Raw genomic sequence first — 13742 nt, forward strand, 5'->3', positions numbered from 1 at the left:
AAGGCCCGACAGGTCTTTTTCAAAGGAACCTCATCCACCGAAGTGGACGGGGTATCAACTTCTGGCGTTGATTTTTGGCACGCTGTTGAGTTCTCAAGGAACGGACGCTTCCTTTGTACTCACCCTCAGCAACATCGGCTGGGGCTTTCCTCCGGGCTTTCGTTCTGCTGTCTTGCGTTTCCAACTCTACCAGATCATTTCCGCGCCCTGCTTCTCGAAAGTCGCAGTGGCTTCGGATTTGAATTCGGTGACCGTTGGGGGTCTTTGCCTTTCGGCTTCCACCACGTTAGCGCTTTTCCCTTGTGACGCATAATCGAGTCACCGGCCGGGAATTCGGGCATGCCGAATAGAACCCCGCCAGGGGGTAAGTCGTAGGTAGTGGGTTGGCCGCTCGGAGGTCTGCCGATGGCAGTGCCCCGTAAAAGCGGCTCGAGCTACGTTAGGCGTCCGGCAAGGCCGAGTCAAGTTGAGCGGCGGCGTGGCGCGTGGGCTCGGTACGGGCTCACCGTCGGGTCGCGGGTGATCCAGAAGCGGTACGGGTGCTCCGCGCCGGCTCCGCCCACTCCCGTGCGCGGACCACTGCTCACCAGGTCGGGCGAGGTGGGAGTGCCCGTGAGGAGGGACAGGGGGGACTCGGGCCCCCCGCAGAGGTCGGTCCCGTCCAGCGAGCGGTCCACGTCCAGGGCCGTGGCCAGGCGGGCCGGCCCTTTGGCGAGTTCTCGCGGGCTTCTGGCGGAAAGTCGACGTTTGGCGGCGAGCTCGGCCCCTGTGGTGATCTCCCCGGCGCGCAGCAGGACACCGCTCGCGTGGCCGCGCGGGCCGCACACCAGGTTGAGGCTGAACCACATGCCGTAGATGAAGTAGACGTACGCGTGTCCGGGTGGGCCGAACATCGATGCGTTCCGTGGCGTGCGCCCGCGGTAGGCGTGCGAGCCCGGATCGGACTCCCCTTCGTACGCCTCCACCTCTGTGATGCGCAGTTCCAGGGGGCCCTCCTCCGTACGGCGCACGAGGGTGCGGCCGAGGAGGTCCGGGGCCACAGTGAGGACCGGGCGGTCGAAGAAGGACCGGGAAAGGGGCGTACGGTCGGGACGCGCGCTCATCCGGTCGAGCGTAGTGGACCGCGCCCACCTGCAACCGGGACCTAGGGTTCCGCGTTTGTAAGGGGTAGTCGCGGCGTAGTCGCCAGATCGTTCAAGGGGAGTTTGAGCATGGGCTTCAAGAAGCTGTTCGCGAGCCTGGGTGCCGGTGGTGCTTCGGTGGACACGATCATCACCGAGCCGAACGTCGTTCCGGGCGGGATCGTCCAGGGCGAGGTGCGGATCCAGGGCGGATCCGTGGAGCAGCAGATCGAGGGTCTGTCCGTCGGACTGCAGGCGCGGGTCGAGGTCGAGGGCGGTGACCAGGAGTACAAGCAGGACGTCGTCTTCACCAAGCAGCGCCTCGGCGGTGCCTTCCAGGTACAGGCCGGTGCGCTGCACGTGGTGCCGTTCGCGCTGGAGATCCCCTGGGAGACGCCGATCACCCACTTCGCGGGTCAGCACCTGCACGGCATGAACATCGGGGTCAGCACCGAGCTGGAGATCGCGCGCGCGGTGGACGCGGGCGACCTGGACGCGATCAACGTGCACCCGGTGCCGGCGCAGCAGGCGATCCTGGACGCCTTCCGCCAGCTCGGCTTCACCTTCCGCAGCGCGGACATGGAGCGGGGGCACATCCGCGGGACGCGGCAGACGCTGCCCTTCTACCAGGAGATCGAGTTCCTGCCGCCGTCGCAGTACCGGGGGCTGAACCAGGTCGAGCTGACCTTCATCTCGGACGGCCGGGAGATGGACGTCGTCCTGGAGATGGACAAGAAGCCCGGGCTGTTCAGCGAGGGCAGCGACACCTACCGCTGCTTCCAGGTGGGTCTGCAGTCGTACCAGGGGACGGACTGGACCGCGTACCTGAACCAGTGGATCGCCTCGGTGGGCTCGCAGCGCAACTGGTTCTGACCTGCGTGTGAAGCCAGGGACGACAGGGACGGGCCCCGGACGCCAGTGGCGTCCGGGGCCCGTCCCCGTTCCGCGGGTGCGGGGCTACATGCGGGCGTAGCCCGTGGCGGTGATCTTCTCGAAGGAGAGGTGGGCCACCGTGGCGCGGTCGGTCGCGGGCACCGTGTTGCCGGCCCGCAGGGCCGTGGTCTCGGTGTCCGAGAGGGCCCGGCGGACGAGGGTGAACTCGTCGAGGGAGCCTTTGAAGCGGGACGGTCCGTAGCCGTCGGGGCGGGCACCGAGGTGGAAGCCGGTCACCTTGAAGGCGTCGCCGTGGGTGAGGGAGCCGGGTCGGCAGGTACCGGGGGCCGGCGGGCAGGACAGCGGTTCGGTTCCGTCGACGGCGTTCGCCCGGGAGCCGTCGATGCTCAGGGTCAGCCTGCCCGCCTCCCGCTTGAGCACCACGTGGTGGAACTGGTCCTTGGCGGTGCGGAACGGGCTGTCGGGGATGCTCGCCACGGTGGTGGCGTTAGACGATCTTGTACGTTTCACGTTCCGCACGGTAAGTAACGATCTTGCCGGAGCCATAGGCTCCGTGTTGACCGCGATTCCCGATTCCGACCAGGAGGTTTCGACGTGACCGAACGTGACAGGCCGCCGCTCCCGCACGATTTCCACCCCGAGGTGCACGGGTTCACCGTGACGAGCGAGGACGTCTCCCACGGCGGCGACCTGCACGCCGCCCAGGTCCTGACGGGGAAGAACGTCTCGCCGCAGCTGCGCTGGGAGGGCTTCCCCGAGGGGACGAAGAGCTTCGCCGTGACCTGTTTCGACCCGGACGCGCCGACGGGCAGCGGGTTCTGGCACTGGGTCCTCTTCGACCTGCCCGTTTCGGTGACGGAGCTGCCGGCCGGGGCGGGCACCGGGGACTTCCCCGGTCTGCCGGAGGGTGCCGTGCACGCGCGCAACGACTACGGGACGAGGGACTTCGGCGGGGCGGCCCCGCCGCGCGGGGAGCGCCACCGCTACGTGTTCACCGTGTACGCGGTGGACCGGGAGCAGCTCGGCCCGGACGAGGACTCGTCTCCGGCGGTCGTCGGTTTCCATCTGCGCTTCCACGCGCTGGGGCGTGCGCAGCTCGTCGCCGAGTACGAGGCGCCCGCGGCGCGCTGATCGTTCGTCCGGCGTTTGCCCGGTCCTGGTCTAAAGAAGGCCGGGACCGGGCATTTTTATTGCGTTGTCCCGCGTGGCGCGCGCGGCCAGAGTGGTTCCGGGCCCTGCCGCCATGGTGGTCGCGGGCCTGCACACGGGAGGTGGGCGAGATGCGGGACACGCTGGTGCTGAATGCGAGCTTCGAGCCGCTGTCGACGGTGACGCTGAACCGGGCTGTGGTCCTGGTGCTCCAGGACAAGGCCGTCGTCGAACAGTCGCACCCGGATCTGCGTGTCCGCGCCGCCACCATGGATCTTCCGATGCCCCGGGTGATCAGGCTCTGCCGGTACGTCAGGGTGCCCTTCCGAAGACATGCTCCCTGGTCACGGAGGGGGGTGCTGGTCCGGGACCAGCACCGGTGCGCGTACTGCGGCCGGCGCGCTACCACGGTGGACCACGTACTCCCGAGGGCTCAGGGTGGTGGCGACACCTGGCTGAACACGGTGGCCTCCTGCGCCGAGGACAACCACCGCAAAGCGGCCCGGACTCCGGAGGAGGCGGGGATGCCGCTCCTCCGGAAGCCCTTCGTGCCGTCGCCGGCGGACGCCATGCTCCTCGCGCTGGGGGTGGCCGGGCAGGAGGGGCTCCCGGAGTGGCTGGAGCGTTCCGCTTAGGACGCCTGCGCTGAGTGGCGTAGATCTGCTACGTCACTCAGCGGATGAGCAGTTGGACGATCGCGAGGATGCCGACCGTCACGATGACTCCGCGCAGGATGGTCGGCGGGAGACGGCGGCCGACCTTGGCGCCGATCTGGCCGCCGATCGTCGAGCCGACGGCGATGAGCAGCACGGCCGTCCAGTCGAACTCGGCGACGAAGAGGAAGAAGACGGCCGCGATGCCGTTCACGAGGGCGGCGATGACGTTCTTGACGGCGTTGATGCGTTGCAGGTCGTCCTGGAGCAGCAGGCCCATGAGGCCGAGGTAGAGCACGCCCTGGGCCGCGCCGAAGTAGCCGCCGTAGGCGCTGGAGAACAGCATGCCGCCGAGCAGGAGCGGGCCGCCGTCGGGGTGGCCGGTGTCGCCTCCGGCGGCTTCCTGGCGTCGGCGCAGGGAAGCGGCGAGCCGGGGCTGCAGGACGACGAGGACGAGGGCCAGTGCGATCAGTACGGGCACGATCGTGTCGAAGGAGTCGGACGGCAGGGCGAGGAGCAGGGCAGCCCCCGCGAGTCCTCCGACCAGGGAGACCGAGCCGAGGCGCAGGATGCGGGCGCGCTGCCCCCGGAGTTCCTTGCGGTAGCCGATGGCCCCGCTGATCGAACCGGGCACCAGGCCGAGGGTGTTGGACACGTTGGCGGTGACCGGCGGCAGGCCGGTGGCCAGCAGCACCGGGAAGGTGATGAGGGTGCCGGAGCCGACGATGGTGTTGATCGTGCCCGCGCCGATGCCGGCGGCGAGGACCGCGAGTGATTCCCAGATGGACATGGACGGTGCCATCCCCTTTGCATGAGTGAGTCGCCTCCCCGCCGTGAAGGTCGAGGGGCCTCACCGATCATGCATCAGGGGGCTTATGGGGTCAGTCGATGGGGGGCTGCTCGCGGCGCTCGGCGCCGTCCTTGTCCCGTGCGGCCGGGATGCCGCCGCCGTCCTTGCCGGAGTTCTGCGGGTTGAAGCCCGAACCGCCGCCCAGGGGGCCGAAGTTGCCCATGGCTCCGGAGAGGCCCTTGAGTGCGTCGCCGATCTCGCTGGGGACGATCCACAGCTTGTTGGCGTCGCCTTCGGCGATCTTCGGGAGCATCTGGAGGTACTGGTAGGCGAGGAGCTTCTGGTCGGCGTCGCCGGCGTGGATCGACTCGAAGACCGTACGGATGGCCTGCGCTTCACCCTCGGCCCTGAGTGCGGCGGCCTTGGCCTCACCCTCGGCGCGCAGGATGGAGGACTGCTTCTCGCCCTCGGCGCGCAGGATCTCGGACTGCCGGACGCCCTCGGCCTGGAGGATCGCGGCGCGCTTGTCGCGGTCGGCGCGCATCTGCTTCTCCATCGAGTCCTGGATGGAGGTCGGCGGCTCGATGGCCTTGAGCTCGACGCGGTTGACGCGGATGCCCCACTTGCCGGTGGCCTCGTCGAGGACCCCGCGCAGGGCGGCGTTGATCTCCTCGCGGGAGGTGAGGGTCCGCTCCAGGTCCATGCCGCCGATGATGTTGCGCAGCGTGGTGACGGTGAGCTGCTCGATGGCCTGGATGTAGCTGGCCACTTCGTACGTCGCCGCCCGGGCGTCGGTCACCTGGTAGTAGATGACGGTGTCGATGTTGACGACGAGGTTGTCCTGGGTGATGACGGGCTGCGGCGGGAACGGGACGACCTGTTCACGCAGGTCGATCCGGTTGCGGATCGAGTCGATGAACGGGACGACGATGTTGAGGCCCGCGTTGAGGGTGCGGGTGTAGCGGCCGAACCGCTCGACGATGGCGGCGCTGGCCTGCGGGATCACCTGGATCGTCTTGACCAGTGCGATGAAGACCAGAACCACCAGAATGATCAGGACGATGATGATCGGTTGCATGCGGTTCCCCGTGCCCTTCCGGCTGTCTGTGCTGCCCCGTTGATCGGAGTCTCGCAGACCTGGGGGCCGCGAGCAGGCTGCTTGTTCACATCACGACGGCGGTCGCCCCGTCGATCTCCACCACGTCGACGGACTGGCCGGGTTCGAAGCTGGTGCCGGTGTCGAGCGCGCGGGCGGACCAGACCTCGCCGGCGAGCTTGATGCGGCCGCCGCTGCCGTCGACGCGTTCGAGGACGACGGCCGTCCTGCCCCTCAACGCGTCGATTCCGCTGCGGTGTTGGGGGCGCTGGTCGCGGTGCCGGTGGGCGATGGGCCGGACGACGGCGATGAGCGCGACCGACACGACCACGAAGACCAGGACTTGGGCCACCACTCCCCCGCCGAGTGCCGCCGTGACGGCTGCCGCCACCGCCCCGACGGCGAACATGCCGAACTCCGGCATGGCGGTCAGGACCAGGGGGATGCCCAGTCCGACCGCACCGATGAGCCACCACACCCACGCGTCGATGTCCACGTGGTCATGGTAGGTCGGGTGGGCGCGGTCGGGACAGGGTGCGGGGGCCCGCACCCGGAGGGTGACCGGGGCCGGCTGCCCTCATCGGTGGCCGTCAGCCGAGCGGGAGGCCCTGGGCGGTCCAGCGGTCGGTCCCGTTGCGCGCCACGACCAGGGGGAGGCCGAAGCAGAGCGAGAGGTTGCGGGAGGTCAGTTCGAGGTCGATGGGACCGGCGGCGACGACCTTGCCCTGACGGATCATCAGGACGTGGGTGAAGCCGGGGGCGATCTCCTCGACGTGGTGCGTGACCATGACCATGGAGGGGGCGAACGGGTCGCGGGCGAGGCGGCCGAGGCGGCGTACGAGGTCCTCGCGGCCGCCGAGGTCGAGGCCTGCGGCGGGCTCGTCGAGGAGCAGCAGCTCGGGGTCGGTCATCAGCGCGCGGGCGATCAGCGTGCGCTTGCGCTCGCCCTCGGAGAGGGTGCCGAACTTCCGGTCGAGGTACTCGGTCATGCCGAGCCGGTCCAGGAAGGCGCGGGCGCGCTGCTCGTCGACCGCCTCGTACTCCTCCTGCCAGGTCGCCGTCATGCCGTAGGCGGCGGTGAGGACGGTCTGCAGGACGGTCTGCCGCTTCGGGAGCTTGTCGGCCATCGCGATGCCGGCCATGCCGATGCGGGGGCGCAGCTCGAAGACGTCGACCTTGCCGAGGGTGCTGCCGAGGATGGTGGCGGAGCCCTTGGTGGGGAAGAGGTAGCTGGAGGCGAGGTTCAGCAGTGTGGTCTTGCCGGCGCCGTTGGGTCCGAGGATCACCCAGCGCTCGCCCTCCTTCACCGACCAGGAGACCTGGTCCACCAGAGCCCGGCCCTCGCGGACCACGGATACGTCCACCAGCTCCAGAACATCGCTCATGAGCGTGTTGTCACCCCTTGCAGTCACGGTTCACTGTGCGCCGGTAGACGCAGCCCCAGGGGAAAACCTACGCCACTCGGGATGGGGTCCGGGGCCGGGGCCCGATGCGGGTGGTGATCCGTAAAGTGGGGGGATGCTTTTCGAACCACGTTCAGGGCGGCTGGCCGCCTGGGGGAACGCTCTGCTGGCCGGTCTGGTCTCGCCCGACGAGGCCGCGATGTCGATCGTGGGCGAGGACGCCGTGCACCGGGTGGAGGGTCTGCCGGGCGAGTCGGGTCCGGTGGGGCTCACCCTGGCGCTCGGCCGGCTCCGCGCGCTGGGGGTGAGCGGGCTGCGGGTGGCGCTGCCGACGCCCGGGCACCCGCTGGGGCTGAGCGGCCCGCCGGAGTTCAACGCGCGGGCGCTGGAGGCCGAGGAGGCCGCCGTCGCGGTGGGGGCGGCGGTGGGGCTGGTGCCGGAGGTGGCCGAGGCAGGTCCGGCCGGGGACGTCCACGTGTCGGTGACCTGGCACTGCCTGCCGGTACGGGAGGCACCGCCGGCGGACGTGCCGTCGCTCGGCGAGGCGGAGCGGGAGCTGGCGGAGGCGCTGCGCGAGGCGACCGTGGTACTGACGCGGTTGGACGTGGCGGGGTCGGGTCCGGTGGCCGATGCGGCGCTGTCGGCGTACCGGGCGCGGGCGGAGGCGGGACGGGAAGCACTGGCACCGGGGTATCCGCCGCGGGCGGTGCGGGTGCTGGCGCTGGCGCAGCGGGTGGACCTGATGGTGTCGCTGGCGTACGAGAGCGGGCACGGGGGTGCGGTGGCCGCCTCGGAGATGGCGGCGCGGGCGGAGGCGCTGCGGCCGGTGGAGCGGGTCGCCCGGCGGGCGCTCGTGGCGGCGTACAACGCGGCCGTCGAGGCGCGCGAGCGGGACTGACGGCTCACTGGGCGCCGCCGCGGGGGTTCGCGCCGGGCTGCCGCCCGGGCTTCGTGGGGCTCCGCCCTACACCCCGGGCCTGGAACGCCGGCGGGGCTCAGTTCGCGACGCCGGTCGGGCCGTCGCCGACCCGGACGGTGGCCGTGGTCCGGGACGTTCTGGTGTCGATCACCGACAGGGTGTCCGAGTCGACGTTGCGGCCGAGCCGCTCGGACGGTGCGGCCGTCGTGCCCGTCAGGACCGCCGCCGCGCAGAGCACGGCGGCGGCCCGACCGGCGGTGTCCCGGTTCCTCGTCATGCGGGTCACGCCAGGACTGCCGGTGGGGCGGCGAGGCGGGGCTCGCGCGGGGATCACCCGACCGACGTGCCGGTACGGCCCCGCTTCCAGGGGAGAGGGGGAAGCGGAGCCGCAGGTCCGAACGGGTCAGGCGTTGACGCCGCTGTTGCCGAACGCGCCGTTGAGCAGGCCGATCACGTTGACCGTGTTGCCCACGACGTTCACGGGGACGTGCACCGGGGCCTGGATCAGGTTCCCGGAGGCCACACCGGGCGAGTTCAGGGCCTCGCCCTCCGCCGACGCACCGCCGTGCGCCGAGGAGACACCGGCGCCGGCGGCGAGGAGGCCGCCCGCGATCATGGTGACGGCTGCGGCCTTCTTGAAGTTCTTCACGTTCTCGTCCTCCAGTACGTCGGCCGCGACCAGCCGTCGCGGCACGCCATGGAGAACGGCCGGTCCGGGCCCGGGGGTACGCCATGTGGGCTACATACACCCGACCGTATGAATCTCAGCCCGGAAGGAGACGGTCCGATTCGGGCGTCCTAGTCGGCGATTCCGTGCCTGACCGCCCACAATGCGGCCTGGGTCCGGTCGGAAAGGTCCAACTTCATCAGGATGTTCGAGACGTGGGTCTTGACCGTCTTCTCGGACAGCACCAGGGCGCGGGCGATCTCACGGTTGGAACGGCCGTCCGCGATCAGGCCGAGGACCTCGCGCTCTCGGTCGGTCAGTGATCCGGGCCGGCCCGCCGGGGAGCCCTGCTCCTCCTGGGAGAGCAGGGCCTCCGCCACCTCCGGCTGGAGCAGGACGTGGCCGGCGTGGACGGAGCGGATGGCTCCGGCCAGGGCGTCGGGGTCGATGTCCTTGTAGACGTATCCCGCCGCGCCCGCGCGCAGAGCGGGCACCACGGTGCGCTGCTCCGTGAAGCTGGTGACGACCAGGACCCGCGCGGGGTTCGCCAGCCCGCGCAGCCGGCGCAGGGCCTCGATGCCGTCGGTGCCCGGCATCTTCACGTCCATGAGGATCACGTCGGGCCGCAGCTCCTCGGCGCGGGCGATGCCCTCGTCGCCGTCGGAGGCCTCCCCGACCACCTCGATGTCCTCCTGGACCTCCAGGAAGGTGCGCAGGCCCCTCCGGACCACCTGGTGGTCGTCCACGAGCAGGACACGGATACGGCTGCCGCGGCCGCCGCTTCGGCCGGTGCTGTCAGCCACCGGGAACCTCCATCTCGATCGTGGTGCCCCGACCGGGCTCCGAGTGCACGGTGAGGCCGCCTCCGACACCGCTCGCGCGGTCCCGCATGGAGACCAGGCCCAGATGGCGGCCCGCACGGCGGACGGCCCGGGGGTCGAAGCCCTTGCCGGAGTCGACGACCTTGAGGACCGCTCCCCCGGTGGGGGTGCGGGCCAGGGTGACCTCGACGCGGTCCCCGTCCGAGTGGCGCAGGGCGTTGTGGAGGGCCTCCTGGGCGACGCGGAGCACCGCCTCCTCCTGGGCCGCGGGAAGGACACGTACGCCGTCGCAGGTGAAGGTGACGTGTGCGGTGTGGGCGCGGTCGAGTACGTGCACGTGGGTGCGCAGGGTGGCCACCAGGCCGTCCTCGTCCAGGGCCGCCGGGCGCAGCTCGGTCACGGCGGCCCGCAGTTCGTCGGCGGCCTCCGCGGCGAGGGCGGCCACCTGCTGGAGCTCGTCCTTGGCCCGGGCCGGGTCGCGGTCGACGAGGGCCGCGGCGGCCTGGGCGGTGAGGCGCAGGGAGAAGAGCTTCTGGCTGACGGCGTCGTGCAGCTCGTGCGCGAGGCGGGAGCGCTCCTCGGCGATGGTGAGCTCGCGGCTGCGTTCGTAGAGCCGGGCGTTGGTGAGGGCGATCGCCGCGTGCTGTGCGAGGAGGGAGAGGAGTTCCTGGTCCTCGTCGGTGAAGACCCGGTCGGCACCGTCGGGGGCGCTGCGCTTGTTCGCGAGGAAGATCGCTCCGAGGATCTCGTCGCCGTCGCGGACGGGTATGCCCAGGAAGTCGGACATCTCGGGGTGGGCGGAGGGCCAGCCGCCGAAGCGGGGGTCCTTGCGTACGTCGGCCAGTCGCTCGGGGCCGTTCTCGTGGAGCATCGCGGCGAGGATGCCGTGCTGCCGGGGCAGCGGGCCGATCTGCCGCCACTGTTCGGCGCTGATGCCGTCGACGACGAACTGGGCGAAGCCGCCGTGGTCGTCCGGGACGCCCAGGGCCGCGTACTCGGCGTCCAGCAGTTCGCGGGCCGACACCACGATCGTGCGCAGGACGTCGCGGACCTCCAGGCGGCGGCTCATGGCCAGCAGTGCGGTGCTCACGGCGGCCAGGCCGCTGCGGGGCCCGCCCTGCAGGGGGCTTGAGGTCATGGCCTCACCGTACCGGCGGGCCGTGACCTGCGGGATCGGGCGGTGGGGGGACCCGGGGCGGGCCGCAGGGCGTAGGTCCAAGGGACCTGTACGGGTGGGGCCGGCGGCCGACGCGGCGGGAGGCCGCCCCTTCCTAGGTTGAGGGCATCTGCTGATCGGAACGAAGGCGAGGTGCTGTCATGTCGGTGGCGATCGTGACGGGGGCTTCCAGGGGGCTCGGCCGGGCGCTGGCCGGGGAGCTGGCGGCGCGCGGCTGGGACCTGGTGCTGAGTGCGCGGGGCGCGGCGGCGCTGGAGGAGGCGGCGGCCGGGCTGGAGCGGGCCGCGGGGGCGCGGGTCGTGGCGGTGGCCGGGGACGTGTCCTCGGAGGCGCACCGGGCGGCGCTGGTGGCGACCGCGCGGGGGCTGGGCGGGTTGGACCTGCTGGTGAACAACGCGGGGGTGCTCGGGGCCGAGCCGCTGGTGCCGCTGGCGGTGCAGCCGCCGGCCGGGCTGCGCGAGGCGTTCGAGGTCAATGTGCTGGGGCCGCTGGGGCTGGTCCAGGAGGGGCTGGCGCTGCTGCGGGCCTCGGCGGCGGGGGCGGTGCTGAACATCAGCTCGGACGCCGCGGTCGTTCCGTACGCCACGTGGGGTGCGTACGGGGCGACCAAGGCGGCCGTGGACCTGCTGTCGGCGGTGCTGGCGGTGGAGGAGCCGGGGCTGCGGGTGTGGTGGGCGGATCCGGGCTCGATGCGGACGCGGATGATGGCGGCGGCCGAGCCGGACGAGGACCTGGCGGGGCTGCCGGCTCCGGAGGAGGTGGCTCCGGTGCTGCTGCGGCTGCTGGAGCGGGGCCTGCCGAGCGGGCGGTACACGGCGGAGGGGCTGGCCGCGGCCCCGGCGGGCGGCGGGGCGCGGCGATGAGCGGGAACGGTGGCGGGGGCCGGGACGGGGGCCGGACCGGGACGGGGAGTCGGGTGGCGGTGTCGGTGGGAAGTGAGGAGTCGATTTCGGGACTGTATATAACGGACATACCTCGCGAACTGTTGGCCCGGGTTCCGGCCGAGCAGCGGGGGCCGGGGCTGGGGCGGGACGCGGTGCGGCTGCTGGTGTCCCGGGGCAGCACGCAGGTCTCGCTGCACGCCTTCCGGGAGCTGCCGCACCTGCTGCGGGCCGGTGACGTGCTGGCGGTGAACACCTCGGCCACCCTCGCGGCGGCCGTGGACGCCCGGCTGGGCGGCGAGGACCTGGTCGTGCACTTCTCGACCCGCGGGGACGACGGCCGCTGGGCGGTGGAGCTGCGCACCCCGGCGGGCCGCGGGACGACCCGGCCGCACCCCGGCGGCCCGGCCGGTGCGGTGGTGGAGCTGCCGGGCGGCCGCCGCCTGGTCCTGGAGGAGCCCCTCGCCGCGGACGCGGACCGGCTGTGGTGGGCGCGGCCCTCCCCCGTGCCGTACGCGGTTGCGGAGCTGCTGCGGGAGCACGGGCGGCCGATCCGGTACGCCTACACGGAGCGGGACCAGCCGCTGTCGGCGTACCAGACGGTGTTCGCGGTGCCGGCGGCCGACGGGGCGGGGTCGGCGGAGATGCCGAGCGCGGGCCGGCCCTTCACGGCGGAGCTGGTGGCGCGGCTGGTGAGCCGGGGGGTGCAGTTCGCGCCGCTGACCCTGCACACGGGGGTGGCCTCGCAGGAGGCGCACGAGCCGCCGTACCCCGAGCGGTACGCGGTGCCGGCCGCAACGGCGGCGCTGGTGAACGCCGCGCGGGCCGGGGGCGGGCGGGTGATCGCGGTGGGGACCACCGCGGTACGGGCCCTGGAGTCGGCGGCGGACTCGCGGGGCGTGGTCCGCGCGTCGGGCGGGTGGACCGATCTGGTGGTGACGCCGGAGCGCGGGGTGCGGGTGGTGGACGGCCTGCTGACCGGGCTGCACGAGCCCGAGGCCTCCCACCTCCTGATGCTGGAGGCGGTGGCGGGGCGTGCCGCCGTACGCCTCGGGTATGCGCAGGCGCTGGCCCGGCTCTGCCTCTGGCACGAGTTCGGCGACGTCCACCTCCTCCTGAAGGATGACAATCGTCACGGAACGCATTGCTGAAGCAACTCATGGTGAGAACGGCGTAAGGGCGGTGTGAGCCCCGGCATAGGACCCACATCACTTACGAAGCTCCCTAGTGGAAGAGCCCAGGTCCCGCCAGGGCGGACAGGGCGGGAGGAGGGGCCGGAAATCGACCCTCCGCGCCCGCCCCTGATCCACTAAGCAGGATCGTACGTCACACCTTTGCCACAGGATTTTGCCGCCGCTAAGAATTGCTCCCGTCGCCAGGCGCCGCGGATCCCGGATCCGCAAGGCGCCTTCCTGCGGCCCCCGCTATTCGAAGAGGTTGCCCCGCCATGTCTGCTTCCCGCACCCCCGGTCACAGTCGTCTGACGAAGGCACACAAGCTGTCCATCGCCGGTGTCGCCACGCTGAGCGCCGCCGCCGTCGCCTTCTCCCTCGTCCCCGCCGACGCCGCCGAGGCCGAGACCATCTCGGCCGCCCCCGTCGCCTGGACCCAGGCCGTGAACGGCACGCAGACCCAGGCGCTGTACGGTCACCTCTCCACGCAGCAGGTCATCGCCAACGCCAACGCCAAGGCCGCCGCCGTCGCCGCCAAGGCGAAGGCCGACGCCGACGCCAAGGCCAAGGCCGAGGCCGCCGCGAAGAAGGCCCGCGAGCAGAAGGCCGCCGCGAGCCGCTCCGCCGCCCGCACCCCGGTGTTCGCGAACAACCTGGACGGCTGGATCAAGGAAGCCCTCTTCATCATGAAGAAGGAAGGCATTCCGGGCACCTACGCCGGCATCCACAAGAACATCATGCGCGAGTCCAGCGGCAACCCGATGGCGATCAACAACTGGGACATCAACGCCCAGAACGGCATCCCCAGCAAGGGTCTGCTCCAGGTCATCCTCCCGACCTTCAAGGCGTACCACGTCAAGGGCACCAAGTTCGACCAGTACGACCCGGTCGCCAACATCGTCGCCGCCTGCAACTACGCGGCCGACCGGTACGGCTCGATGGACAACGTCAACAGCGCCTACTAGGCCTGCGGCGGTCCTCGCCCCACCCCCACACGCG

18 protein-coding genes are annotated in these 13742 nt (G+C 71.4%); 8 read left to right on the forward strand and 10 right to left on the reverse strand.

What is annotated here, in order from left to right; genetic code table 11:
* Positions 1-306 (forward strand): hypothetical protein (locus E6U81_RS40625; protein ID WP_206310079.1); only part of this gene is annotated, 306 nt, incomplete at its 5' end.
* Between the two features lie 155 nt (positions 307-461).
* Here the strand turns inward: E6U81_RS40625 and E6U81_RS32845 are convergent.
* Positions 462-1103: a DNA-3-methyladenine glycosylase gene (locus E6U81_RS32845; RefSeq protein WP_136233670.1), complete on the reverse strand. Its 642-nt coding sequence runs from the start codon at positions 1101-1103 to the stop codon at positions 462-464.
* A gap of 108 nt (positions 1104-1211) precedes the next feature.
* Here E6U81_RS32845 and E6U81_RS32850 point away from each other — a divergent pair, with 108 nt between their 5' ends.
* Positions 1212-1994, forward strand: a complete 783-nt coding sequence (locus E6U81_RS32850; RefSeq protein WP_136233671.1) for a sporulation protein — start codon at positions 1212-1214, stop codon at positions 1992-1994.
* Positions 1995-2078: 84 nt separating this feature from the next.
* Here E6U81_RS32850 and E6U81_RS32855 read toward each other — a convergent pair whose 3' ends face one another.
* Entirely contained in the window at positions 2079-2525 is a 447-nt protein-coding gene (locus E6U81_RS32855; protein ID WP_136233672.1) for a LamG domain-containing protein, read from the reverse strand.
* 84 nt (positions 2526-2609) lie between these two features.
* Here E6U81_RS32855 and E6U81_RS32860 point away from each other — a divergent pair, with 84 nt between their 5' ends.
* Entirely contained in the window at positions 2610-3146 is a 537-nt protein-coding gene (locus tag E6U81_RS32860) for a YbhB/YbcL family Raf kinase inhibitor-like protein (protein WP_031148924.1), read from the forward strand.
* Positions 3147-3295: 149 nt separating this feature from the next.
* Positions 3296-3799, forward strand: coding sequence for an HNH endonuclease (locus E6U81_RS32865; RefSeq protein WP_030665776.1), 504 nt, complete (start codon positions 3296-3298; stop codon positions 3797-3799).
* 37 nt (positions 3800-3836) lie between these two features.
* On the opposite strand, the gene E6U81_RS32870 is transcribed toward E6U81_RS32865, so the two are convergent.
* From E6U81_RS32870 to E6U81_RS32885, 4 genes are all read right to left on the reverse strand, one after another.
* Positions 3837-4607, reverse strand: coding sequence for a sulfite exporter TauE/SafE family protein (locus E6U81_RS32870; RefSeq protein WP_136233673.1), 771 nt, complete (start codon positions 4605-4607; stop codon positions 3837-3839).
* A gap of 91 nt (positions 4608-4698) precedes the next feature.
* Complete coding sequence (locus E6U81_RS32875) at positions 4699-5685, reverse strand: SPFH domain-containing protein (protein WP_136233674.1); 987 nt, start codon at positions 5683-5685, stop codon at positions 4699-4701.
* Between the two features lie 85 nt (positions 5686-5770).
* Positions 5771-6199: an NfeD family protein gene (locus E6U81_RS32880; protein WP_136233675.1), complete on the reverse strand. Its 429-nt coding sequence runs from the start codon at positions 6197-6199 to the stop codon at positions 5771-5773.
* 94 nt (positions 6200-6293) lie between these two features.
* Complete coding sequence (locus tag E6U81_RS32885) at positions 6294-7088, reverse strand: ABC transporter ATP-binding protein (protein WP_136233676.1); 795 nt, start codon at positions 7086-7088, stop codon at positions 6294-6296.
* 133 nt (positions 7089-7221) lie between these two features.
* Between E6U81_RS32885 and E6U81_RS32890 the strand changes: the two genes are divergently transcribed.
* Positions 7222-8004, forward strand: coding sequence for a hypothetical protein (locus E6U81_RS32890; RefSeq protein ID WP_136233677.1), 783 nt, complete (start codon positions 7222-7224; stop codon positions 8002-8004).
* 97 nt (positions 8005-8101) lie between these two features.
* On the opposite strand, the gene E6U81_RS32895 is transcribed toward E6U81_RS32890, so the two are convergent.
* The 4 genes from E6U81_RS32895 to E6U81_RS32910 all read right to left on the reverse strand — a co-directional run bounded on the left by E6U81_RS32895 (position 8102) and on the right by E6U81_RS32910 (position 10636).
* Positions 8102-8302: a hypothetical protein gene (locus E6U81_RS32895; protein WP_136233678.1), complete on the reverse strand. Its 201-nt coding sequence runs from the start codon at positions 8300-8302 to the stop codon at positions 8102-8104.
* A gap of 126 nt (positions 8303-8428) precedes the next feature.
* Positions 8429-8674: a chaplin gene (locus E6U81_RS32900; RefSeq protein ID WP_031148940.1), complete on the reverse strand. Its 246-nt coding sequence runs from the start codon at positions 8672-8674 to the stop codon at positions 8429-8431.
* A gap of 149 nt (positions 8675-8823) precedes the next feature.
* Positions 8824-9495 carry a response regulator transcription factor gene (locus E6U81_RS32905; protein WP_240804146.1) on the reverse strand — a complete coding sequence of 224 codons (672 nt, stop codon included), beginning with the start codon at positions 9493-9495 and terminating at the stop codon, positions 8824-8826.
* Positions 9488-10636, reverse strand: a complete 1149-nt coding sequence (locus E6U81_RS32910; protein WP_136233714.1) for a GAF domain-containing sensor histidine kinase — start codon at positions 10634-10636, stop codon at positions 9488-9490. Before E6U81_RS32910 ends, E6U81_RS32905 begins: the two co-directional genes overlap by 8 nt.
* 194 nt (positions 10637-10830) lie before the next feature.
* Here E6U81_RS32910 and E6U81_RS32915 point away from each other — a divergent pair, with 194 nt between their 5' ends.
* From E6U81_RS32915 to E6U81_RS32925, 3 genes are all read left to right on the forward strand, one after another.
* The gene (locus E6U81_RS32915) at positions 10831-11553 is read left to right on the forward strand and encodes an SDR family oxidoreductase (RefSeq protein ID WP_136233679.1); all 723 of its coding nucleotides are present in this window, start codon (positions 10831-10833) and stop codon (positions 11551-11553) included.
* On the forward strand, positions 11550-12722 hold the full coding sequence (locus E6U81_RS32920; protein WP_136233680.1) for an S-adenosylmethionine:tRNA ribosyltransferase-isomerase: 1173 nt from the start codon (positions 11550-11552) through the stop codon (positions 12720-12722). Before E6U81_RS32915 ends, E6U81_RS32920 begins: the two co-directional genes overlap by 4 nt.
* A gap of 296 nt (positions 12723-13018) precedes the next feature.
* A complete protein-coding gene (locus tag E6U81_RS32925; protein ID WP_136233681.1) occupies positions 13019-13708 on the forward strand; it encodes a transglycosylase SLT domain-containing protein in 690 nt (229 codons plus the stop codon).
* Positions 13709-13742: the final 34 nt, after the last annotated feature.

This window comes from Streptomyces sp. A0592, assembly GCF_004795115.1.
GTDB lineage: Bacteria > Actinomycetota > Actinomycetes > Streptomycetales > Streptomycetaceae > Streptomyces > Streptomyces erythrochromogenes.

Bases quoted from the DNA above. Each gene is read 5' to 3' on its own strand.
- E6U81_RS32885 (WP_136233676.1), bottom strand. From the start codon at position 7,088: ATGAGCGATGTTCTGGAGCTGGTGGACGTATCCGTGGTCCGCGAGGGC.
- E6U81_RS32870 (WP_136233673.1), bottom strand. From the start codon at position 4,607: ATGTCCATCTGGGAATCACTCGCGGTCCTCGCCGCCGGCATCGGCGCG.
- E6U81_RS32895 (WP_136233678.1), bottom strand. From the start codon at position 8,302: ATGACGAGGAACCGGGACACCGCCGGTCGGGCCGCCGCCGTGCTCTGC.
- E6U81_RS32920 (WP_136233680.1), top strand. From the start codon at position 11,550: ATGAGCGGGAACGGTGGCGGGGGCCGGGACGGGGGCCGGACCGGGACG.
- E6U81_RS32875 (WP_136233674.1), bottom strand. From the start codon at position 5,685: ATGCAACCGATCATCATCGTCCTGATCATTCTGGTGGTTCTGGTCTTC.
- E6U81_RS32925 (WP_136233681.1), top strand. From the start codon at position 13,019: ATGTCTGCTTCCCGCACCCCCGGTCACAGTCGTCTGACGAAGGCACAC.
- E6U81_RS32850 (WP_136233671.1), top strand. From the start codon at position 1,212: ATGGGCTTCAAGAAGCTGTTCGCGAGCCTGGGTGCCGGTGGTGCTTCG.
- E6U81_RS32845 (WP_136233670.1), bottom strand. From the start codon at position 1,103: ATGAGCGCGCGTCCCGACCGTACGCCCCTTTCCCGGTCCTTCTTCGAC.
- E6U81_RS32890 (WP_136233677.1), top strand. From the start codon at position 7,222: ATGCTTTTCGAACCACGTTCAGGGCGGCTGGCCGCCTGGGGGAACGCT.
- E6U81_RS32915 (WP_136233679.1), top strand. From the start codon at position 10,831: ATGTCGGTGGCGATCGTGACGGGGGCTTCCAGGGGGCTCGGCCGGGCG.
- E6U81_RS32865 (WP_030665776.1), top strand. From the start codon at position 3,296: ATGCGGGACACGCTGGTGCTGAATGCGAGCTTCGAGCCGCTGTCGACG.